This window comes from Immundisolibacter sp. (genome assembly GCF_050250495.1).
GTDB lineage: Bacteria > Pseudomonadota > Gammaproteobacteria > Immundisolibacterales > Immundisolibacteraceae > Immundisolibacter.
Window position 1 is genome coordinate 126592 of record NZ_JBFWOM010000001.1, and the last position, 22937, is coordinate 149528.

Sequence of the window (22937 nt, forward strand, 5' to 3'; positions counted from 1 at the left end):
CATCGGCGGCACCGGCACGATCGCCTTCGCCGACGACGGCAGCGCCAACAACCGCCTCAACGTCGAGGCCGGCAACCTGACGCTGGGCGCGGGCGTCACCGTGCGCGGCGGCAACGGCGTCATCGGCTCGCAGAACTTCGTCGGCGGCGCCGCCACGCTGATCAATCAGGGCGTGATTACCTCGGACGTTGCCGGCCGCACGCTCACGCTCACGGTCAACGGCGCCACGCAGAACCAGAACGTGATGCGCGCCGAGAACGGCGGCACGCTGCTCCTGCAATCGAGCGTGGACAACACCGCCGGCCTGCTGTTCGCCGACAACGGCAGCGCCGTGCGGATGAACGGCGTCACCGTCACCGGCGGCATGCTGGACACGTCCGGCAGCGGCCGTTTCCAGGCGAACGGCAGCAGCGGCAACTTTATGAACGGCGTGACGCTGAACGGCCTGCTCGACCTGACGCCCGCTGGCAGCATCGTGCGCATCGCCAGCGGCGGCATGACGGTCGACGGCCGCATCGACATCGCGCAAGGCTCGTTGCTCGCGCCGCAAGGCACGCAGACCATCGGTGGGACTGGCGAGATCGTGTTCGCCGATGCCACCGGGAGCAACCGCCTGAACATCGAGGCGGGCGCGCTCACGATCGATTCCGGCCTCACCATTCACGGCATCACGGGCGTCATCGGCGCGCAGAACTTCATCGGCGGCGCCGCGACCTTGACCAACAACGGCACCATCGCTTCCGACGGCGGCGGCACGATCACGGTCAACCCGAACGGCGCGATCACCAACGGCGGCCTGATGCGCGCGCAAAACGGCACGCTCGCCGTACAACGCAATGTCGGGGGCACCGGCACGCTGCAAGTGGACCCGGCGGGCGTTATGACGCTCACCAACGGCGGCAACACCCAGGGTCGCCTGCTGATGGGCGCTGCCGGCGCGGCGCTGAACCTCAGCACCGGCAACCTGACGATAAACACCGACTACACCAATGCCGGCGCCGGTAGCGGCGACGCCTTCAACCGCCGCGCGGGCGTGTCCGGTACCGGGCTGATCGTTGCCGGCGGCGACGTGGCGCAGGTGATTACCGGCGCCACCGTCACCAACGGCGCCACCACCAACGCGACGCTCACCATCAACAACGTGCGCGTCGGCGCGACCACGTACAACTATCAGGTCGGTAATGCCGGCACGACAGGCCCGACGCTGCGCGGTGCCATCCAGACCAGCAGCGTCAACGGCGGCAACCTCACCGATACGCGTCTGAGCGGCGTCGGCGTTACGCCCGGCAATTACAACGCGGGCGGACCCGGCGGCAACAGCGGTGATCTTGGCGTGACGTTCACCGCGGCCAGCGCGGGGGTGTTGGCGCCGCTCACTGGGCAGGTGCTGAACCTGCGCAGCAATTTCGAGAACATCGCCGACCAGAAACTCAACATCGTGCTCGGCGCGGGTGCCGCGGCCTACAACGCCGCGGTGGGCAGCGCCACCTCGCCGGTGGTGGTCGCCAATCAGCGCGTGGGCGGCAGCAATACCGCCGCCGTTACCGTGGCCAACACGGCCCCGGCGGGCTCGTTCAGCGAGGATCTGAACGTAACCGTTGGCGGCGCGACGGGCGCCGCGACCGGCACGGGCGCCATCACCGGGCGGCTGGCAGGCACCAACAACACCGGCACGGGCGCGATTGCCGTGGCGGTGGATACGTCCACGGCCGGCGCCAAGACCGGGGGCGTGACGCTCAACTACGAGACCGCCGGGGCGGTCGGCGGCGTCAGCAACGGCCTTGGCACGGCCAGCGTGGGCAGCGAAGTGGTGGCCGTCAGCGGCAACGTCTACCGCCTGGCGCAGGGCCAGACGACGCCCGTGTCGACCAGCTTTGGCAACGTGCACGTGGGTGACAACGCCGTCCAGAACCTGACCGTGTCGAACACGGCGGTTGCCGATGGCTTCTCGGAAAGCCTCAACATGACGTTGGGCGCCGTGACCGGCAACGCCTACACCACGTCCGGCAGCGGCGGCGTCACGCAACTGGCAGCAGGCGCCTCGACGGTGCCGGTGACGCTGGGGATCGACACCAGCACCGCCGGCGCCAAGTCCGGCAGCCTGACCCTGAACTACGCATCCGACGGCACCGGCACCAGCGGCCTGGCGGCCATCGCCGCCGGCAGCCAGACCGTCACCGTGAGCGGCGCGGTCTACCGGCTGGCGAGCGCCAATACGCTCGGCGCCGTCAACTTCGGCAACGTGCACGTCGGCGATACCGTGCAGCAGGCGCTGGTGATCACCAACACGGCGCTGGCGGATGGCTACTCGGAGAGCCTCAACGCCAGCTTCGGTGCGAGTTCCGACAGCCGCATCCTCACCAGCGGCAGCATCAGCCAGTTGGCCGCCGGGGCGACCAACGCCAGCAGCATGGTCGTCGGCCTCGATACCAGCGCGGCGGGCAGCGTGGCCGGCACGCAGGTGATCCACTTCGCCTCGGACGGCACCGGCACCAGCGGGCTTGGCGTCACCAATCTCGCCTCGCAGACCATCGGCGTGACCGGCGACATCACCACCAGTGGCAGCGTGTTCCGCCTGGCGAGCGCCAGCCCGGCGGCGCCCAACCCGGTGAACTTCGGCAACCTGCGGATCGGCACCGTGGCCGACCAGGCGCTGAGCATCACCAACACTGCCATCGATGACGGCTTCTCGGAGAGCCTGAATGCCAGCATCACCAGCAACGGCGCGCCAGTGACGGCCAGCGGCAGCTTCAACCTGCTCGGCCCGACGGCGACCGACAGCAGCAGTCTGCACGTGGGTCTCGACACCAGCACCGCGGGCGCCAAATCCGGCACGGCGACCATTGCCCTGGTGTCGGACGGCACCGGCACCAGTGGGCTTGGGCTGACCAACCTGCCCGCGCAGATCGTTGCCGTCAGCGGCGCCGTCTACCGCCTGGCAAGCCCGCAGCTCGACACGCCATCCGTGGTACTGGCGGCGCGGCGCGGTGACGCGAGCCCGACCGCCGGCGTCGGCGTGACCAACGTGTCGCCGGATGCCTTCACCGAAGGCCTGAACGCCAGCATCGGCACCGCCTCGGCCGGCTTCAGCGCCAGCGGCGCCATCGGCAACCTCGCGGCCGGCGGGAGCGACGCCGCCACCCTGCGCGTGGGGCTCGACACCGGCACGGCCGGCGCGACGTCGGGCAGTGCCAGCGTCGATTTCGTCTCCACCGGCGCCGGCACCACCAGCGCGGCCGACCTGTCGGTCGGCAGCGCCATCGTCGGGCTGGTGGGCCGCGTCTACGAGACGGCGGTCGCGAGCCTCACTACGCCCACGGTCGACTTCGGCATCGTCCACGTCGGGGATGTGGTGGCGGACCGTACCGTCGGCGTCGCCAACGCCGCGCCGGTGGCGGCCCTCAACGACACGCTCAAGGCCAGCATCGCCACCGGCGCGGCCGGCTTTGGCGCCAGCGGCAGCGTCAGCGGCCTTGCCGCCGGTGCCAGCGACACCAGCAGCCTGCTGGTGGCCCTCGACACCAGCAGCGCCGGCTTCTACAGCGGCAGCGCCAGCGTGGCGTTCGCCTCCAGCAACCCCGACATGGCGGACCTTAACCTCGGCAGCCAGAGCGTCGCGCTCGCCGCGCAGGTGAACAACTACGCCGACGCCGCCCTGCGTCAGGCGGGCGGGTTCGGCGTACTCAGCGCGGTCGGTGACGTCTACACGCTCGACTTCGGCACCCTGGTACAGGGCTCCGCCGTGCGCAGCGCATCGCTGGAAGTGCTCAACGACGTGCTCGGACCGAGCGACCTGCTGGACGGCCAGTTCGGTGCCACCGACACCGACGACTTCGCCTACCTGGCCAGCTTCTTCGACCTGTTTACGGACCTCGGCGCCGGCCAGGCGCAGGGCGGCTTCGGCATCAGCTTTGACCCCGTTACGCTCGGCCTGGTCAGCGACAGCGTCGTCCTGAACGCAAGCGGACACAACGCGAGCGGCTTCCGCGGCGCCCTCGGGCCGATCACGCTGCACTTCACCGCCAGGGTGGTGGCTGGCGGTACCGGCACCGTTCCGGTGCCCGGCACGCTGCTGCTGCTCGCCAGTGCGCTGGTGCTGATGGCGTCGCTGCGCCGCCGCGTCACCCCGCGCTGAATGCCTACCGAAGCGCCGGTCGGGTAAGCTCCGGCCGGCGCTTTTTCTTGTCTGCCCCCGTCGCGGGGCGATGAACGCGGAGGATCGGAATGACGCGAGATCGCTGGCTGACGGGGCTCGCCGTCATCGCGCTGCTGCTCGTCATCACCAACATCGTGCTGTACAGCGGTAACCGCGCCCGTCAGGCGGCGTATGCCACGCGCGCCCAGTACATCCAGCAGAGCATGCAGCTGGAGCCGCTGTACCGAGCCCTGGTGCAGGGTATTGCCGACCGGGCGGCCGGCAGCAACGACCAGGAACTCAGCGCCCTGCTGGCCGCGCAGGGCATCAGCTACACCCTGGCGCCGGCGCAACCGGCCAACAAGACCCCCGAGCCGGCGGGCGAGACCCCGAGGAAAGCGCCATGAACGACCATGACCCGCGCCCCTCCGGGCTGTCGCTGGCGCTGCTCGGCGTCGCCTTTGTGCTGTGGTTTGCCTTCCAGACCGTGCAACTGGTCGCCGAGCGACGCAGCCTGACCACGCTGGCCGCCGGTCAGGAGCCGATCCACGCCAACGCCCAGAAGATGCGTGAGCAGCTCGATGCCCTGGCCGCCGGTGTGGCGCGTCTGGCAGAGCGCGACAACGCCAACGCCCAGGCCCTGGTCAAGGCGCTCAATGAGCGCGGCGTCACCATCAATCCGGATGCGGCGAAGGCGCCCGCGGACGATAAAAACTAGCCATCCGGTTTACGCGGGGCTGGGTACCGGCAGCGATTGCGCTTAGCGAAACCCGCCACGCCGCCACAACCGCCAGGCCACGCCCCAGATGCCGAGCAGCGGGTGGCGGCGCAGGAAGGGCGTCGGCTCGACGCGCACGCCGGAATGGCGCTCCACCTTCCACAGCAGGTAATCGACGCCGCCTGCAAACGTGAACGCGGCCTTGACGAGCCGCGCCACGTTGAGGCTCTTGCCGAGCAGCCGCCGGCCGGCCCAGCGCCGGCGCCCGGCGGCACGCTTGGTGCGTGAGAGCGTCTGTCCGTAACCGCGCGCGTGCGTGCTCACACCCGGCAGGCAGCGTGCCGCGAGCGGCGTGAGCGCGCCGCGCCAGGGTGCAAGGTCGCGCACCAGACCGTCCACGGCGCCGGGGCGCTCGGGCCGCAGTTCAGTGGCGTAACAGGCGGCGAGCGCGGTGCGCCACCAGGTGGGCTCGTCGAAGTCATCACCCAGCAGCGGCAGGCTGCGGCCGAGCAGCGTCAGCACGGCTTGCGCCATCGCCAGCGCAACCTGTGACCGGGCGGCCGCGTCGCGCGCGTACAGCAGCCCGCTCGCCTGCCCGAAGCGACCCCAGAAATAGCTCTGCCGGGCCGTCATGTAGCGTGAGAAGGCGCCGGTTTCGAGCAGCGCGTACTTGCAGCGCACCGTGCGGTCGGGCAGCGGCAGGTCGAGGTAGTAGACGTTCGGCGGCAGCCGTCGGCAGGCGACGGCGGACAAGCGCCTGCCAAGCGCGGCGCGGGCGTCGTCCACCAGCACGTAGAGATCGAGCAGACCCTCGCTGTCGTCCCCGCGGCGAAAGTTCGAGCCGTAGAACAGCACGGCGGCAACCGTGCCGCCGTGCCGGACGCGCAGCGCCTGTGCCAGCGCCTGCGCGCCGGGCGGGGCGGGGCTATCGATCAGCCGGTCGATGGCGTCGACGAGCGCGCGGCACTGCGGGTCGCTCACGGGCGCAGGAACTCGAACTCGGCGCCGACGCGCACGGCGAGCGCGCTGCCGTCGGGCGGAAAGTAATCCTCGCCGTCGAGCGCGTAGCCGCCGCCGGGGGTGAGCGTGAAGGCGTCGGTCGACCGACTGTCGTAGCCCGCCTCGGCATCTGCGAAGGCAGGCGGTCGCCCGCGCAGCAGTCCGGGCAGCGCGAGCGCGAGCCGCCGCGCCGGCCGGCTGATGGTGGTGACGTGGATCGGACCGCCGGCGCCGTGCCACCACGGCCGGATGCCAAGCGCCAGGCGCCGCTGCGTGGTGGCGAGCAGCAGAAACGCGTCGCGTGTCACGGCCGGCACGTCGCCGGCTTGAAACGTGAGCGGCAGCGGCGCGAACGGCGCCCGGCCGACCGCGAGCCGCGCGAGACGCCCAGCGATCCAGGCCGCCGTGCCGAGCGCGCCGCCCAGACCGGGCAGCCGGCGTCGGGCGCGAAACGCCCGGCACTCGCGCACCGCCTGCGGCAGTCCGCCGGCGGTGAGGAAGAACCCGCAGCGGGTGGTGCCGTCTGCCTCGCGCACGTCAAGCACGCGCCGATGGGTGGTGGTGAGCCGCCCGGCGATCAGCGCGCGCAGCAACGCGGCCGGCTTGCCGTGGCTGCCCAGGTCATAGGCGCTCATATTGGTGGTGCCGCCGGCCAGCACCAGCAGCTGCGGCGGCGCGGCGAACGGCGAACGCAGCGCGAGCGTGGTCAGCGCCGCCTGCACGGTGCCGTCGCCGCCGTTCAGCGCCACGCAGCGCACATCTGCGGCAACCAGTTCGGCGAGTGCACTTTCGATCTCGCGCGGCGTGCGTGCGAGGCGGTGGCGAATGCGCGGCTGCGCGGCGAGCGCCGCCTCGACGGCGCTCAAGCCGCCGCGGGCGTTATGCCGACTGGCCGGGTTGCTGATGACGCCGACGCTGGCCGGATCAAGCACCGGGCGCGCCGAGCCGGCGCCAGTCCTGCATCAGCGCGCCGTTGCCGGCGCTGTGCCGGGCGCCGCGCCACAGCTGCGACACGGCCGCGAAGAAGTTGGGGTAATCGGTCAGGCGATACGAGGCGTCGGCTGGCAACTGCGACATCAACCGCCGGTGCGCCTCGCCCATCGCGTGGTAGGGCATGGCCGGGAACAGATGGTGCAGCGCGTGATAGCGCAGCCCGATCGGGAACAGCAGCGCCGTGAGCCAGGTCTGCCCGGTGATGTTGATCGAGTCTTCGAGCTGGCCTTGCAGCGTCATGCGGGCGCCGGTGTTCACATACTTGTGCGCGGCAAGGTTGCGCACCCAGTTGAGGCCGATCGCGAACGTCATCAGCAGATACACCTTGCCGAGCAAGGCCCACGGCAGCGCACCCGTCACGAACAGGCTGGCGAGGAACGCGAGCCACGCAAAGCACGCCCATTCCTGCAGCGCCCACTGCCATAGCGGCTCGTCGGCCGGCACCTCGCGCTGGTAGTACGGATTGCTGCCGTAGGACGACACGCGGCGCCTCACCCAGCGCCGCAGGCCCGGGTGCAGGTAGGACAGCGGCGTCACCACCAGAAACCGCAGCACGGCCAGCACCGGCAGGATCGGCACCTGGATCAGGTACTTGATGGTCTCGGCGACGGGCGCGCTGCCGAGCGGCAGGTATTCGCCGTCCTTGGGCGTGCCGAAGCGGTTCACGTTGTGGTGGTCGAGGTGATTGCGATACATCAGCGACGGCATCAGCAGCGGAATGCCGTAGGCGAGGTTCCAGGCGAGCCGAAAGCCCGGCAGGGCGCCGTTCATGTGCACGATCTCGTGCATGAAGGTGCCGGCCCGGAACAGCAGCACGCCCGCGCCGACGAAGGCCAGCGCCTGCGCGAAGATCGGCCCGGTGCCGGTGAGGTAGGCCAGCGCCAGCGCGTAGCCGACGCCGGCGCTCAGGACGAAATCGAGCCAGTACAGCGCCGGGCGGTACGCGAACAGGTCGCCGCACAGACGGCGCATCTGGTCGAGCGAAAAGCGATCAGGGGCGGTATCGAGCGTTGGTGCGTTCATGGGCGGGCGCGCGCAGAAGGCCGGGGCGACTGTGCGCCGCAGTTTAACAGCCGCCCCAAAACCCCAGGCGCCCGGCGCCGCTCCAGGCTGGGCGCGCTTCTCGCTGCGGCGCGGATCCGGTTGGCTTCTTGAGATGTCAGAACGGCACCAGCGAGCTGGACCGGTGTACAGAGCAGGACAACCCGCAACACCGACGGCTGAGCGCGTCCGTTGCGGCTCACTCGCCCGTCAAGATCGACGCATCCCCGGGATTCGGGAAGAACAGGTCGAGCCAGTCCGGCCGCAGCGGAATCACCACCTCGGTGGTAATGCCGGGCAGGTAGCGGCGCGTGTCGATGTAGTAGTACTCCATCAGATCGCCGATGCGCCCGCCCTGGATCACTGGCATGCCGTGCTTTTCCAGTTCCGGCAGGCGAGCGGTGAATTCTTCTTTCGAGCAGATGGTCGGGAAGGTGTGGTGCATGCCCTCGCCACGTTCCTTCAGAAACTCGTCGTACACGCACTTGTCGCTGCGCGGGGTGATCAGCTCGAAGCACAGCTCGCCATGGCGGCCGACGTGGTTGTCGTAGGCGTGGTAGCAGGGCTGGCCGTAGTAGGTGGTCTCATCCATGCTGACGCCGGACTCGATCTGGAACTCGATCCAGCGCTGCATGCCGAACAGTTTTTGCAGGTTGGCTTTGGTGCGGTTGCGGTCCTTGCAGACGACGCCGATGTGCAGCATTTTCTGCGTCGGCAGGAACTGCGGGCCGAGGTGCTTGAGGTCCATGTGCAGCACCTCGTCCGGCTTGATGGCGGACTGCCAGTCCGGCCGGCGCGGGCAGTGCACCTCGACGACCACGTTCGACAGCGCATCGCGCGTGTCGAGTTGGTAGTAGTCGACCGCCTCGAAGAAGGTGCCGCTCTGGCGGATGCCGACGCCCTGGGCGGCGAGGTCCGCCTTGAGCGCCTCGAACTGGTCGGGCTGGCACACGCTGGCCGCGACGGCGTACATGCCCTCACCGACGCTGTCCAGCATGGCCTGGTAGCCCGACGGACCGTCCACCGGCTGGATCAGCTCGATGCCGAGCTGGCCGTTATGGCCGAACACGGAGATCCAGCGGTGCTGCGCGGGCTTGCCCTCGAACTGCGCGTTGGTCAGATATTTGCCATCGACGCGGATCACCTCCCAGCGGTCGATGCCGAAAAAGCGCGCGAAGTTGCACACCACCTGCCGGTAGTCGCGCACGACCACGGTGGTGTACTGCCATTGGCCGACCGGAATGGTTGCGGGCATGGTGTGTTCTCCTCGTGATGCAAAAAAATCAGGCCGGGTCTAGCCGGCCTGATGGGTGTTGTTCTACGCGTCGCGTGGGCGCCCGTCAGGTGAAAGTAACGTCCTCGCCGAGCGCGGCGATCTGCGCGTAGGTGGGCGGCGCCACCACTTCGAGGAACATGCCGCCGAGCTGCTCGCGTGTGTCGAGGAAGAACAGCTCCGCCACGCCGGCGATCTTGCCGTAGTTGGCAATCTTGACGCCCTGGCTGGTGTAGCGGCGCACCAGTTCCAGCGGGTCCGGGTGCGACAGGTCGCCCACGTGCTGCATTCCGTCGCCGAACTCGTTCACGAAGTCCGCGAACACGGTCTGGCCGGACACCGGCTGGCACAGCTCGATCAGCGTGTCGCCGAGCTTGGCGAACGCGGAGATCCACACGAACTCGCACGGCTTTCCGTAGTACTCCGCCTTTTCCATGATGGCCGACGGAATTTCCATCTTGCGCCAGGTCTTGAGGCCCATCAGGCTCGCGAAGCCACGCGCGGTCTTCTCCCAGTCCTTGACCGCCATCGCCACATGGTTGATCGGCCCAAGGCGCACGCCAAGATCGTTGATCATCGTCCCCTCCTTTATCCGTTGTGGAATCGCCGGCGCATTCTTCATCGCTTCCATGTGCGGCGCCAGCACCTCGCTCGCCACCTTGAGCCCGAGCACCAGCCCCGGGGCGCCGACGTAGAACATGGACTGGAACAGCGCCTCCACGATCTGTTGCGGGCTCACGCCGGCGTGCAGCGCCACGCGCATGTGGTCCTTGAGCGGACCCTCGCGGCCGAGCGCAAGATCGCTGCCCATCAGCAGCATGGCGCGGTCGCGCAGCGGCAGGTTGTCGCGGGCGTAGAGCGCGCCCCAGGTCTTGGAGAACAGGTACCCGATCTCGTTGCCGAACAGCGGGTTCCCGATCAGCGCCTCGATCTTGGCGGCGTCGTCGGCGCCCAGCACCTTGCGCATCAGCGCAAGACCCTGCTTGAAGTCCTGGCTGTCGCGGGAAAACGGGAAGCCGTCGGCGGCGGCGATGTTGAACGTGCTCTCGTTTTCCATGGCGAGCCCTCGGGTGGAACCGTTCAGAGCAGAAAGGTCAGGTTGGTAATTTCGGCATCGCAGTTCAGCAGGCCGACCTTCTTGTAGCGGATCTGCCAGCTGCCGTTACCGCCCCGGCGCAGGACATGTTCGCAGAAGGCGGGAAACACGTTCACCGGCTCCAGGCGGCGCTGCGAGTTGCCTTTGTACTCGTAGATCACCTGGTTCGAGCGCACCGCAATCTCGCCGTCCTGTTCGCCGGGCGCGATGGCGATGTTGCTGATCTGGTGCAGCGTGCTGGATGGCATGGCCTGGGCAAAGCAGAACTCGCTTTCAAGGCGCTTCAGGCGCTCGTTCAGCAGTTCCATGTCGTCGTAGACGAACGACACGTGCTGCGTCGGGTCGGCGTCGAGCCGGTTGGACGGAATCCAGTAAATCGCATCCGCGCTGAACAGTTTCTGCCAGTCGCGCCAGCGCTTGTGGTCGATGAGGTGCGCCTCGTCTATCAGGAAGGCTTCTACCGCCTGGCGATCCATGGTCATGCCCCTGCCCTGGCCATCAGGCGCCGGTACTCGTAGTACGGGGCACGCTGCTGGGTTTCCTGCGTATGCCCGCCGATGCGCCGGCCGTGGTCGTCTGTCCCCTCCGACAGATACCCCCGGTTCAGGTACACCCAGGGCGCCATGCGCGCGTGATAGCCGGCGCCCAGGCGATCGAACACGGCGTAGTCATCGGGTCCACCGAACGCCGCCGCGCCGTAGAAGAACTCGTGCTCGCGCACGCGGCGGGTGTTGATGGCCGCCGGCACGTCCTTCAGCGTGGTGTGGTACAGGCGCACCTCGGTGCGCTCGGGCGAGATGGGGCGAATCACGCGGAACTGGTACTCCAGGATGGCGAAGTTGGGGAACAACACCATGTTGAAGCGCGTGCGCAGCACTTCCATGGCGCGCTCGCGGCCGTGCGCCTGCGTCAGCAGGTCGATGAACTCCGCCGGCCAGCGCTTGAACACCGCCTCATCCGGCAGGCGGTACACCTCCAGCACGTTGTTGCCGTAGCCGCCGTCGATGCCGTGCAGCGGCAGGTCCTGGTAGTTGGCCGGGAAGCCCATCTTGCGGATCATCACGTCGAAGGCCGTGGCATGCGTCACCGGCGCGTGGTAACCCTCGACGCTGCCCTCGACCTGGATTTTCCAGTTGCCCTCGTACAGATGTTTGTTGACGCCGCTGCGGCCGACCAGAATCTCGCCCACCGGCGAGAAATCCATGTACAGATCAATGTATTCCTTGACGCCGCCGAGTTTCTGATCGAGCGAGATGTCCGGCTCGGCCAGCAGGCTCGCGAAGATGATGCCGCGGTAGCTGCCGACGCGCGCCGCCGCCACGAGGTTCAGCTTGTCCTTGTCGATCTCGCCGGCGTTGTAGCCCCGCGGCATGGCAACAGCCGCGAGCGACCCGTCCAGGCCGAACTCCCAGCCGTGGTACGGGCAGGTGAAGCTCCGCGCGTTGCCCTTCTCGGTTGCACAAACGGTGGCGCCGCGGTGCATGCAGCGGTTGACCAGCACGTGTATCTCGCCGGCCAGGTCACGGCTGACGATGACCGGCACCAGGCCGATGAAGGTCGTCTTGTAATCGCCAGGGTTCGGAATCTCGCTGTCGTGCGCCACGTATACCCAGGAGCGGTAGAAGATGCGCTCCAGCTCGTCGTGGAACACGTCAGGGTCCGTATACAGGCTGACGTGCGTGCGATCCACGCGCGCGAGATCCGCATAGTCACGCGGTTGGTTCATGGGTTTCTCCTTCGAACAGCGGGGCGCCGGGGCCGCGACAGACGGCTGTGGGGCGCGCTGGCAGGCGCAGCGTGTGCGGACACACTAGCCGCGGCAGGAATGCCTGTAAAGCGGACCCTACCGACTGGCCGGTTGGCGAACCCGGAGCGGTCGTAGGGTCTGTTGACAGCAGACCAGGCCGGCACTGTTGGGGGCGCTAGTCGAATTTGAGTTTGGACAGACGCCGTGGCACACACGCAACGGCGGTCTCGCAGCAGGCACACGGCCCGCCCAACCAGACCCGCCCGTGGCAGCCAGCCTCTCAGCCTGGGTTCTGTTCCCAGTCGAAGCGCGGCAGCGCAAGAAACGCGCGCTTCAGACCCTCGTTCCAACCCTGCTGGATGCCCACGTAGAGCGGCGAATCCGCCGCCAGCGTGAGGCGGCGGGCGACCTGCCGGGTGGCGACCTCGCACAGGGCGAGGTCCAGCGGTGGCCCGACCGAAATATTGGCGCGGATCGTCGAATCGAGTGACACCAGCGCACAGCGGGCGGCGTCGTCGAGGCTCGTGTCCGTCGCGATGATGCGGTCCAGTATCGGCTTGCCGTACTTGGTCTCGCCGATCTGCAGATACGGCGTCTCCGGCGTCGCGGCGATGTAGTTGCCCTGCGGGTACACGAGGCACACGTCGTGGCCGGTCGTGCCGACCTCGCCGCCGATGATGAAGCTGGCTTCGGCACTCACGCCACTGCGCGCCAGTGCATCGGCATGCTCCTGCTGGATGCGGTAACTGAGGCTGCCGAGGTGATCGGCCGCCTCGAAGACGTCTCGCACCTGGTGCAGACCTGCGGCCGTCGGGTCGTTGAACTCGCGCCGCAGTGCGTTGATCACGGCCTGGCTCGTCGCGAGATTGCCGGCGCTGAGTACGACGAACAGCCGCTCCCCAGCCCGCTCGAAGATGTGCATCTTGCTATAGGTACCGACGTGATCGACGCCGGCGTTGGTGCGCGAGTCTGAGGCGAACACCAGGCCGGCGCCGACCTTGATACCGACGCAGTAAGTCATACGGGTGTCTGGGGCTAGGGCGGGTCGGGCCGCGGGCGGAACTGACGATGGGCCGCTTTCAGGCCCGGGGCGCACACTCGCCGTGGGCGGGAATATTAATCACCTTGCGGCACCCCGTCCTCCCGACCTGCTGGCCGGGAGGACGGTGCCCGAATCAATCCAGAGTTCTGCGCTGCTGGCGCTGCTTCTCACCCGTGACGTAGTAATCACCACGGGCGGCGAGATCGGCCTCCTCGGTTTCCTCGGCCGACCAGTGGCCGAGGTTGTAGCCAAACCAGGGCTTGCGCAGGTTCAGCTCCGGCAGGCCCATTTCCTGCCACAGCTTGACGGCGCCTTCCATAAACTCCTGCCGCGGCAGCGACACCGGCGGGTAGGCCCAGTCGCGCGTGGCATCGATCAGCAGGCCGGACATGCGCGGTTTCTCGCCGGTGAGGCCGCGGTTGGCGCCCGGCGGGGCGATCGACGGGTCGAGCGGCATCAGCGGGATGTCCACCACGCGCACGTCGCGGTAGGGCTGCATGGCATACGACAAGGCCCAGTAGATGGCGCCCGGGTCGTGGATATCGACGTCCTCGTCCACCACGATCGCCACCTTGCCGACAAACTTCTTCGACAGGTGATCGAGCACCTTCTGCCCGTCGTCTTCCTTGCCGCGACGAATGCGCACCAGACACACGCCAAACGAGCCCGAGGTTTCCGGGTAGTGCACCTCGAGCACGTTGTCGAAGCCGCCGGCCTTGAGGTAGTCGAAGCACGCCGCCTCCCAGCCAATGCCACGGATCTTGGACGACTCGCTCGGCGGGAACTGCGACAGGAAAGCCTGATAAATCGGCTTGTTACGCATCGTAATTGCCGTGACTTCCATGAACCACGAGTAGTCACGCGCGGCCATGTAGCCGGGGAATTCGCCGAACGGCCCTTCCATTTCCTGAAGACTCGTCGGCACGAACCCTTCGACCACGATCTGCGCCTGCGCCGGCACCAGCAGGTCGTGCGACACGCACTTGACCAGCTCCAGCGCGTGGCCGGCGAGGCCGCCGGCGACGTCGTACTCGCACACGTCGTTCGGCAGGCGGGTCACGGCGGTATAGGACACCGCTGGCGGTACGCCGATGACGATGGCCGCCGGCATCTTGTCGTGGCCGCGCTCGCGCCACAGCTCGATGTGCCGGCGCATGCCCCAGCCCGGCGAGGCCGGGTACACGCCGATGCGGTGCTCGGACTTCAGCATGCCGCGGTAGTTGCCGACGTTGTGCAGGCCCGTGTCCGGGTCCTTGCTCACCCAGTGCGAGGCGGTGGTGTAGGGCGCGTTGTCGAAGCCCGGCGTCGAGATCGGAATCGGCAACCGCGACAGGCAGCGGTCCTTCAGATCATCGCCGCGCAGAATCTGCTCGTGCACCGGGCCGCTATCGACAACTTTCGGTGCAATCGGGTTGGCCTGGGCGTAATCCCAGCGGCGCGGAATCTCCGCCACGGTGCACTGCAAGCCAAGCGCGTAGATGTCCGACGAACCCGCCATGGCACACAGCACCAGCGGCATGTCGTACTGGTGGCCCTTGGCGTCGGTGATGTTCTCGAACAGCCAGGCCTTGCGGTCTTTCTCCTCCAGGCCGCGGAACTGCAAACGCACCAGCGGGTGCATCTGCGTGTCCTTGTCGATGGGTCGGGTGACCCGTTGCAGCTTGCCGGCCTTGTCGAGCGCGGCGATGTAGTCGTTCAGATCCCGGTAGTACTGACCGGACGGCAGGTCGGAAGCGGCGGTAGCCATAAGGTTCTCCTCTCTAATCGTCAGTGACTGACCTCATGAGCGTATGCGCCCGCCGTCGGCGCGGTCAATCAGCCGCCGCAATCGGTGCGGACGACCCGCGCGGGCTAGAGCAGGCGCGACCGAGGCCGCGTCCAGCCGATTCAGACGCGCCCGAGGTGACTACTTGGCGCGCGATTGCACGATGTTGAGGGCCTTCAGGAGGTTCAGCGCTTCGTGCACACCAAAATCGGCACTCGCGAGGCTCGCCTCTTGCTTGGCGCCGCCCTTGGCGTCACCGGGCTTCGTGACCGGCGCCGCTGGCTTCTTGCCGTTCGGATTGCCAAGGTGTCGTGCAAGATCACGCTCACCCAACGGCTCGAACGACTGCTCCACCGCCGTGAGCTGCACGCGCTCCAGGGGCACGTCGGGCTCGATGCCTTCGGCCTGGATGGAACGCCCTTTCGGCGTGAAATAACGGGCCGTCGTCAGTTTGAGCGCCGCGTTCTCGCGAATCGGCAAGATCGTCTGCACCGAGCCCTTGCCGAACGTTTTCTCGCCCATGATGATGGCCCGGGCGTTGTCTTGCAGCGCGCCGGCCACAATCTCCGACGCCGACGCCGAGCCCGCGTTGACCAACACCACGATGGGGGAGCCGTCGAGCACGTCCCCGGACGTGGCCGAAAACTTCTGCTCCGCGTCCGAGCCGCGGCCCTCGGTGTAAACAATCAGGCCATCGCTGATGAACGCGTCGGACACCGACACCGCGGCCGTGAGCACACCGCCCGGGTTGTTGCGCAGATCGAGCACCAGACCTTTCAGCGACCCGCCGTTGTCCCGCTTGAGCTTTTCGATCTCTTCCCGCAGCTTGCGCCCGGTATTGGTCTGAAACTGGGAAACGCGCAGATAGCCGTAGCCGGCTTCCAGCGGCCGACTGCGCACGCTGTTGACCTTGATCACCGCCCGCGTCAGCTTGAGCTGAAGCGGTTTCTGCTCGCCCTCGCGCACGATGGTCAGCAGGATGTCGGTGCCCGGCGCGCCGCGCATCATCTTGACGGCGTCGTTCAGCGACAGACCCTTCACGGCGGTGTCGTCGAGCCGGATGATCAGATCGCCCGCCCGTACGCCAGCCTTTTGCGCCGGTGTGTCATCGATGGGTGACACGACCTTGACGAAGCCATCTTCCATGCCGACTTCGATGCCCAGGCCGCCGAACTCGCCCGAGGTGCCCTCCTTGAGCTCCTGAAATTCGTCCTGTTCGAGGTAGGCGGAGTGCGGATCGAGACCAGCCAGCATCCCCCGGATGGCGTTCTTCAGAAGATCGGCATCGCTCACCGGCTCCACGTAGTGTTGCCGGATGATGCCGAGCACCTCACTGAACAGGCGCAGCTCCTGCACCGGCAGTTCCAGGCCGGCGGCGACTGCGGGCGCGCCGTCGGCCCGTTCCGCGTGGGCGCTGTCCCGCAGCACCAGAAGGGCGCAAAAAAACCCAGCGACAACCAGGGCCGCCCCTCTTAACGCTTTCGACATGGACACTCCGACCGCCGCGGTCACGGCAACTCAGCCTTCTTCAAGAATTTCAAAGACGCACGAAGTATAAGGCCGCGGCCCGAGGCTTATGGGCCCGGACCCCGAGAATGAGAGCAGCGCCCGCCGGTGTAAAATCCCCGCAGCGCCCCGATCCGCGAACCGTCGATCCAATGGCGGTTGCAGCGTCGGGCCGGGCCGAGGCATTGCCGCGTGCGAATTCTGAAGAAGTATCCGAATCGTCGTTTGTACGACACGTCGCAGAGCTGTTTCATCGCGCTCGACGACGTCAAGCAACTGGTGCTCGCCGGCGAGCTGTTCGAAGTCCACGACTCGAAAACCGGCGACATCATCACGCGCACCGTCCTGCTGCAGATCATCGCCGAGCAAGAGGGCCACAGCGCCGGCTCGCTGCTAACGGACGAGGTGCTGCGCCAGCTGATCCGGTTCTACGGCGACAGCCTGCAGGGGCTACTGCGCGAGTACCTGGAGCGCAGCATGACGATGTTCCTTGAGCAGCAAAACGCCTTCCACGACCAGCTGCGCTCGATGGTCAGCGGGCATCCGCTGAACGTCATGGCGCCGGTAACCGAGCCGAGGATCGCCAAGTGGGAGTCACTCGGCGACGACGTCGTGGCCAATAGCGCCGCAACAGGACGCTCATCGAAGTAGTTGTGCGTTTCCCAAGACTTCGGCTGAGTCGCGGGACGCTGACAGTCGACTGCGGTGCAGCACGCGCAACCGCACGTCGTGAGTTCGTCCGATCTTAAGGATTGATCCGCCGCCCGAGGCGCCGGGCAATGTTGCTTCTCAAAGCCGCGGGTAACGATAGCGAAACGGTATTCGGTGTTCGAACGCACCGCCGGTATCCGCCGCCCGCCGGCTGCCGTCCGCAGCGCTTTTCTGGCCCGATCGAAGCTGTCATGATCCGGCGGCTTTCGCTCACCCTGGGGAGAATCTCGACGTCATGGCCGAACCACGCAAGCCCACCACCGCCATCTGCGCCTACACCAGCGACGCCATCTACGTGCGCGACAAGAGCCTGGTGGACGAGCTGATCGGCGAGGTCACCTTCACGCAGATGATGTTCTTCCAGATCATGGGCCGCATGCCGACGCCGGCCGAGGTGAAGATCGTCGACGCCGTGCTGGTCACCTTGATGGAGCACGGCATCACGCCGTCCGCCATCGCCACCCGCCTGACGCTGATGAGTGCGCCCGAATCCCTGCAGGGCGCCGTCGCCGCCGGCCTGCTCGGCGTCGGCGGGCAGTTCCTCGGCACCATGCAGGGCGCGGCCGAATTGATTGCCGAGATGATGGCCGCCGAGGACGGCGTGCCGACCGCCGCCGAACGCATCGCGCGCCGCCACCGGGCGAGCAAGACCGCCCTGCCCGGCTTCGGCCACAACCTGCACCGGCCGGACGACCCGCGCACGCCGAAGATCCTCGCCATCGCACGCGGCGTGGGCGTGCCCGGCCAGCACATCGCGGCGCTGCTCGCGCTCGGCGAAGCCGTCGACCGCGTCTACGAGCGGCACATCACCATCAACGCCACCGGCGCCATCGCCGCCGTGCTGTCGGAAATCGGCATCCCGGTCGAGGTGATGCGCGGCTTTGCCGTCATCACCCGCGCCGCGGGACTGGTCGGTCACGTCAAGGAAGAGCTGGAGAACCCGGCCGCGCGCGGCCTCTGGGACGCCGGCACGCACGCCGTGGAGTACTCCGGCAGCGCGCTCAAGAACCATGCTTGAGGCGAGCCTCACCGAGCGCCTGGCCGACTGGCAGGTCGCTCGGCGGCAGATCGGCTTTGCGGCGGCGGACCTCGAAGCCGCCCGCCTGCTGGTGCTGGACTGGCTGGGTTCGGCGCTGGCTGGCCTCGGCACAGATACGGGCCGGATTTTTCTTGAGTACGCGCGCCTGCAGCCGGCCGGCAAGGTGACGCTGCTCGGCCTTGCCGAGGGCCGCTCGGTCGAAGTAGCGGCGCTGGTCAACGGCGCCCTGTCGCACATCGTCGAGATGGACGACGTCGAGCGCGCGTCGGTCACGCACCCGGGGGCGGTGGTGGTGCCGGCGGCGCTCGCGGTCGCCGAGCGGGTCGGCGCCAGCGGGCTCGACCTGCTGGCGGCCGTGGTGGTCGGCTATGAAATCATGGTGCGCGTGGGCGCCGCCCTCGGCCCGGAACACTACTACCACTTCCACAACACCTCGACCGCCGGTGTGTTCGGCGCCGCGGCGGCCGCCGGCTGGCTGCTCGATCTGGACCGCGACCGGCTGGTGTGGGCGCTCGGCAATGCCGGCACGCAGGCGTCCGGCCTGTGGCAGTTCAACGAGGAAGGCGCGCTCACCAAGCCGCTGCATCCGGGCCGCGCCGCGGCCAATGGCGTGCTCGCCGCCACCTTGTCGCGCCTGGGACTGACCGGCGCGCGCCACATTCTGGAAGGCGATCGCGGTTTCTTTGCCGGCCTCGCGCCCCGCGGCCAGCCGCTGCGGGTAGCCGAGCACCTCGGTGCCCGGGACGAGCCGCTGCGCGTTCACGCCATCTCCATCAAGCCGCACGCCTCGTGCCGCCACACGCATGCGCCAATCGATGCGGCGCTCGCGCTGCGCACGCGGCTGCCGGCGGGCGCCGAAATCGACAAGGTCGCAATCAGCACCTACCAGGCCGCGCTCACGCTGTGCGACAAGCCCGACCCACGCACCGCGCCGGACGCCAAGTTCAGCTTGCAGTACTGCGTGGCCTCGGCGCTGCGGCACGGTCGGGTCGGGCTTGCCGAGTTCGCGGACGCGGCGCTGCACGATGGCGCCCTGCGGGCGCTGCTGCCACGCATCGATGTCGCCGTGGAGCCGGCCCGTGAAGCGGCCTACCCCGCCTGCTGGTCGGCGGCGGTGCGCGTCACGTTGGCCGACGGGCGCACGTTCGATGCCGCGCAGGATCGCCCCAAGGGCGATCCGGAAAACCCGCTCACGCCGGCCGAACTCGAACACAAGTTCCGCGGCCTTGCCGCGGCCGGCGGCATCGACGCCGCCCACATCGAAACCCTGCTGGGCTGGCTGCGCACCCTGGCAAGCGCCACACCGCTCGACATGCAGGCCCTGCGCGGGCTGCCGTCCGCGCCCTGAAGCGGCCACCGCATGACCGACTACGCGCTGACCAATGCGTGGCAGGACGCCCGCCAACGGCTGGCGCTGCTGGAGGCGCAGCTCGATCCGGCCACCCGGCGGCACCTCCTGGCGGCCGGCGTCGGCGCCGGCTGGCACTGCCTGGAGGTCGGCGCCGGCGGCGGGTCGATCGCGCACTGGCTGTGTCAGGTCGTCGGGCCGAGCGGCCGTGTGGTCGCCACCGACATCGACACCTGCATCGCCGGCCTCGATGCGCCACCCGCGCTCGAACTGCTGACGCACGACCTGACCCGCGAGCCGTTGCCGGCGGGCGCGTTTGACCTGGTGCACGCGCGCTGGCTGCTGCACCACCTGCCCGACCTCGACGCCGTCATCGAGCGCCTGATCGGCGCCCTCAAACCCGGCGGCCTGCTGCTGATCGAGGAACCGGATTTTTATCCGGTCACGGCTGGTCACGCCGGCGCGCCGCCACTGTATGCCCGTTTCATGGACGCCCTCACGTGCAGCGTGGTCGCCGCCACCGGGCGTGACTGCTACTGGGCACGCGGCCTGCCGGCCATGCTCGCGAGCCATCACCTGCGCGACGTGCAGGCTGCGGCGGAGGTCGCCATGCTGCGGGGCGGCGGGTCGCTGGCCCGGTTTTACCGGCTCAGCGCCCAGCAGGCCCGTGCACGCGTGCTGGCCGGCGGCCACCTGTCGGCCGCGGAATACGACGCCGCGCTCGACCTGCTCGACGACCCCGCGCTGTGGGCATTCGCCGCCTGCACCGTGTCCGCCTGGGGGCGGCGCAAGGTTTCATAAAAACGCCCATCGAGGAGGATTCATGATGCGCACGCGCAAACCCAACCTCGGTCGGCGCCGTTTTGTGCAAGGTGGCGCCGCTCTGGCGGCCGGCGCCGGCCTTGCCGCGCACGGCGCCACCAGCCGTACCGGGGGCCCCGACTGGCACAACGCCGTCGACGTGCTGGTGGTCGGCGCGGGTGCGGCAGGCTCCAGCGCCGCGCTCACCGCCCACCGGCTGGGCGCGACGGTGCTGATCATCGAGAAAGCGCCGTTCGCCGGTGGCACCGCCATGAAGTCGGTCGGCGGCATCTGGGTGCCGAACAACCGGTTTCTGCGCGAGGCGGGCTTGGATGACCGCCGCGACGACGCGCTGCGCTACATGGTGCGCCTGAGCTACCCCGAGTCCTACGACGCCGAGCACCCGGGCTTCGGCGCGCCGGCCGACGGCTTGGCCATGATCGGCACCTACTACGACCATGCCGCGCGCGTGCTCGACGGCTGGCAGGCGGCGGGCGTGCTGAACCTGTCGAACGAATTCGCGCCCGGCGTGCAGATGCCGGACTATTTCGCGCATCTGGCCGAGAACAAGGTTCCGCGAGGCCGCGCGCTGGTGCCGATCACCCCGCAGGGGCAGGTCGGCAACGGCGCCGAGCTGATCCGCCAGTTCCGCGCCGCGCTCGATGCCGCCGGCGTGCCGATCCGCACCGGCCTTCGGGCGCAGCGCATCCTCATGGAGGACGGCCGGGTGACGGGCCTTGCGGCGACCGGCGACGACGGCAAGACGGTCAACATCCGCGCCAAGCGGGGCGTGATCTTCGCCAGCGGCGGCTTCACCCACAACCCGCAGATGCGGCGCGATTTCCTGAAAGGGCCGGTGTTCGGCGGCTGCGCGCAGCCGGCCTGCGAGGGCGATTTCGTCACCCTGGCCGGCGAGGTCGGCGCGCGCCTCGGCAACATGAGCAACGCCTGGTGGTGCCAGATTCCGCTCGATCAGGCGCTGGTGAACCCGAGCGTGCCGACCGGCATCTGGTGCACGCCCGGCGACTCGATGCTGCAGGTGAACCGCTTCGGACAGCGTTTTTTCAACGAGAAATTCGTCTACAACGAGCGCACGCAGGTGCAATTCGCCTGGGACCCGGCGCGCGCCGAGTACCCGAACCTGCTGTCGGTGATGGTCTACGATGCGCGCAGCGCACGCGAATTCGCCGGCTACGCGCCGATCCCCCCGGCCGGCCCGCTGCCGCCGCACGTGCACAGCGCGGCCACGCTGGACGCGCTGGCCGCCAAGCTCGCCGATCACGTGCGCGGCATCGCCAGGCACACCGGCGGGGCACTGCTGGCGGACGACTTCCCGGCGCAGCTCAAGGCCAGCGTGGCGCGCTTCAACGACTTCGCGCGGCGCGGCAAGGACGAGGATTTCCGCCGCGGGCAGACGCCCATCGAGCCGTTCTTTCACCAGTTCGGCCCGCAGCCGGTGCTGAACAACCCGCACCCGAACCCGACCCTGCACCCGCTCGCCGAAACCGGCCCCTACTACGCCATCCTGCTGGTGGCCGGCACGCTCGACACCAAGGGCGGCCCCAGCATCGACGGCCACGCGCGGGTACTCGACGTGCGCAACCGCCCCATCCCCGGCCTGTACGGCGCCGGCAACTGCGTGGCCTCCCCCACCGGACCGGCCTACTGGGCCGGCGGCGCGACGCTCGGCCCGGCCATCACGTTCGGCGCGCTGGCGGCGGAACACGCCCTGCGCCGCGCCGCCACGCAGACCTCGGCATGAGCCTGCAACCGGGCGACTTCGACCGCTTCGGCGTGATCGTCCGCGACCTGCCGGCGGCCATGGCGGCCTACGCGCGCGTGTTCGGCATTCGCGAGTTCGACCTGTGCGAGATCGATGGCCGGCCGGCGGCGCTCGGCGGGCTCGGCAGCCTGCGCCTGGAGCTGATCGAGGGCAGCGGCGGCGGCGATGTCTGCGGCGAGTTCTTCGAGCGCCGCGGCGCGGGCATGAGCCATGCCGTGTTCGCCGGGCGCGGCCGCGAGCCGCTGGCCCGGGTTGCCGAGCGGGCCATTGCCCACCGGCTCGCTGTCGAACCCAGCAGCGCTCGGCTGACCATCGCCAGCCGAGCGCAACTCGGCGGACTCGCCATCGCCGTCGAGCAGGTGCCGCCGCAGGTTCTTGGACGGCGCAGCTTCAGCCACATCGCGCTGCTGCCGTGCCAGAAGCTGTTTCACGTCGGCATGGTGGTACGCGACCGGGAACTGGCCATCGGCGGTTTTCAACGCCTGCTCGGCATCGACGAGTTCCTGCGCATGGAGCTGCACACGGACCACGGCCTCAGGGTGTGGATCGATGCGCAGCCCGTCGCGCACCACGCCCGCACCGCCTTTGGCCGCGTCGGCAGCTTTTCCTGCGAGCTGATGGAGCCGCTCGGCGGCGACGGGCTGTACCAGCGCTTTCTCGCCGCCCACGGCGAAGGTCCGCAGCACTACTTCCCAACCATCCTCAACCCGGCCGACTTCGCCGCCGTGCGGGCCGGTGTCGCGCGGGCCGGCCTCACTGTCCGCCTCGAAGGCGCCATCGGCGACGCCATGCGCTACTACTACCTCGACAGCGCGCCGCTGATGGGCCTGTGCATCGAAATCATCGTGGCCGAGCGGCCGGACTGGTGGCAGTCGCTCGGCATGAGCGCGCAGGACGCCTGGCGCGTCGGCCTGGACGTCTGATCCGGTACGACGCCGGG

Annotated in this window: 19 protein-coding genes; 9 read left to right on the forward strand and 10 right to left on the reverse strand. The window is 68.6% G+C overall.

Annotation, left to right across the window (positions count from 1 at the left end; all coding sequences use genetic code 11):
- The 3 genes from AB7F93_RS00650 to AB7F93_RS00660 form a co-directional block, all read left to right on the forward strand.
- Positions 1-4135, forward strand: a 4135-nt coding sequence (locus AB7F93_RS00650) for a beta strand repeat-containing protein (protein WP_428300939.1), incomplete at its 5' end; no start/stop codon positions are given.
- Positions 4136-4224: 89 nt separating this feature from the next.
- On the forward strand, positions 4225-4542 hold the full coding sequence (locus AB7F93_RS00655) for a hypothetical protein (protein ID WP_428300940.1): 318 nt from the start codon (positions 4225-4227) through the stop codon (positions 4540-4542).
- Entirely contained in the window at positions 4539-4853 is a 315-nt protein-coding gene (locus AB7F93_RS00660) for a hypothetical protein (RefSeq protein WP_428300941.1), read from the forward strand. Before AB7F93_RS00655 ends, AB7F93_RS00660 begins: the two co-directional genes overlap by 4 nt.
- A gap of 42 nt (positions 4854-4895) precedes the next feature.
- On the opposite strand, the gene AB7F93_RS00665 is transcribed toward AB7F93_RS00660, so the two are convergent.
- The 10 genes from AB7F93_RS00665 to AB7F93_RS00710 all read right to left on the reverse strand — a co-directional run bounded on the left by AB7F93_RS00665 (position 4896) and on the right by AB7F93_RS00710 (position 16297).
- The gene (locus tag AB7F93_RS00665; RefSeq protein ID WP_428300942.1) at positions 4896-5834 is read right to left on the reverse strand and encodes a hypothetical protein; all 939 of its coding nucleotides are present in this window, start codon (positions 5832-5834) and stop codon (positions 4896-4898) included.
- A complete protein-coding gene (locus AB7F93_RS00670; protein WP_428300943.1) occupies positions 5831-6784 on the reverse strand; it encodes a diacylglycerol/lipid kinase family protein in 954 nt (317 codons plus the stop codon). The genes AB7F93_RS00665 and AB7F93_RS00670 overlap by 4 nt, the downstream gene beginning before the upstream one ends.
- Positions 6777-7868, reverse strand: a complete 1092-nt coding sequence (locus tag AB7F93_RS00675; RefSeq protein ID WP_428300944.1) for a fatty acid desaturase family protein — start codon at positions 7866-7868, stop codon at positions 6777-6779. The genes AB7F93_RS00670 and AB7F93_RS00675 overlap by 8 nt, the downstream gene beginning before the upstream one ends.
- Before the next feature lie 217 nt (positions 7869-8085).
- A complete protein-coding gene (locus AB7F93_RS00680) occupies positions 8086-9141 on the reverse strand; it encodes a VOC family protein (RefSeq protein WP_428300945.1) in 1056 nt (351 codons plus the stop codon).
- 85 nt (positions 9142-9226) lie between these two features.
- Positions 9227-10216, reverse strand: a complete 990-nt coding sequence (locus AB7F93_RS00685) for a carboxymuconolactone decarboxylase family protein (RefSeq protein WP_428300946.1) — start codon at positions 10214-10216, stop codon at positions 9227-9229.
- Positions 10217-10239: 23 nt separating this feature from the next.
- Entirely contained in the window at positions 10240-10737 is a 498-nt protein-coding gene (locus tag AB7F93_RS00690) for an aromatic-ring-hydroxylating dioxygenase subunit beta (protein ID WP_428300947.1), read from the reverse strand.
- Positions 10734-11981, reverse strand: a complete 1248-nt coding sequence (locus AB7F93_RS00695; RefSeq protein ID WP_428300948.1) for an aromatic ring-hydroxylating oxygenase subunit alpha — start codon at positions 11979-11981, stop codon at positions 10734-10736. Before AB7F93_RS00695 ends, AB7F93_RS00690 begins: the two co-directional genes overlap by 4 nt.
- A 301-nt stretch (positions 11982-12282) precedes the next feature.
- Positions 12283-13023: a hypothetical protein gene (locus tag AB7F93_RS00700; RefSeq protein ID WP_428300949.1), complete on the reverse strand. Its 741-nt coding sequence runs from the start codon at positions 13021-13023 to the stop codon at positions 12283-12285.
- A 154-nt stretch (positions 13024-13177) separates the two neighbouring features.
- A complete protein-coding gene (locus AB7F93_RS00705) occupies positions 13178-14791 on the reverse strand; it encodes a UbiD family decarboxylase (RefSeq protein WP_428300950.1) in 1614 nt (537 codons plus the stop codon).
- Between the two features lie 159 nt (positions 14792-14950).
- A complete protein-coding gene (locus tag AB7F93_RS00710) occupies positions 14951-16297 on the reverse strand; it encodes a S41 family peptidase (RefSeq protein ID WP_428301189.1) in 1347 nt (448 codons plus the stop codon).
- Between the two features lie 210 nt (positions 16298-16507).
- Here AB7F93_RS00710 and phaR point away from each other — a divergent pair, with 210 nt between their 5' ends.
- From phaR to AB7F93_RS00740, 6 genes are all read left to right on the forward strand, one after another.
- Complete coding sequence (gene phaR / locus AB7F93_RS00715) at positions 16508-16966, forward strand: polyhydroxyalkanoate synthesis repressor PhaR (protein ID WP_428300951.1); 459 nt, start codon at positions 16508-16510, stop codon at positions 16964-16966.
- Between the two features lie 295 nt (positions 16967-17261).
- A complete protein-coding gene (locus AB7F93_RS00720; RefSeq protein ID WP_428300952.1) occupies positions 17262-18044 on the forward strand; it encodes a citryl-CoA lyase in 783 nt (260 codons plus the stop codon).
- A complete protein-coding gene (locus tag AB7F93_RS00725) occupies positions 18037-19413 on the forward strand; it encodes an MmgE/PrpD family protein (protein ID WP_428300953.1) in 1377 nt (458 codons plus the stop codon). Before AB7F93_RS00720 ends, AB7F93_RS00725 begins: the two co-directional genes overlap by 8 nt.
- A gap of 12 nt (positions 19414-19425) precedes the next feature.
- On the forward strand, positions 19426-20214 hold the full coding sequence (locus tag AB7F93_RS00730; RefSeq protein WP_428300954.1) for a class I SAM-dependent methyltransferase: 789 nt from the start codon (positions 19426-19428) through the stop codon (positions 20212-20214).
- Between the two features lie 25 nt (positions 20215-20239).
- The gene (locus AB7F93_RS00735) at positions 20240-21976 is read left to right on the forward strand and encodes an FAD-dependent oxidoreductase (protein WP_428300955.1); all 1737 of its coding nucleotides are present in this window, start codon (positions 20240-20242) and stop codon (positions 21974-21976) included.
- The gene (locus AB7F93_RS00740) at positions 21973-22920 is read left to right on the forward strand and encodes a VOC family protein (protein WP_428300956.1); all 948 of its coding nucleotides are present in this window, start codon (positions 21973-21975) and stop codon (positions 22918-22920) included. Before AB7F93_RS00735 ends, AB7F93_RS00740 begins: the two co-directional genes overlap by 4 nt.
- The last annotated feature ends 17 nt before the right edge of the window (positions 22921-22937 follow it).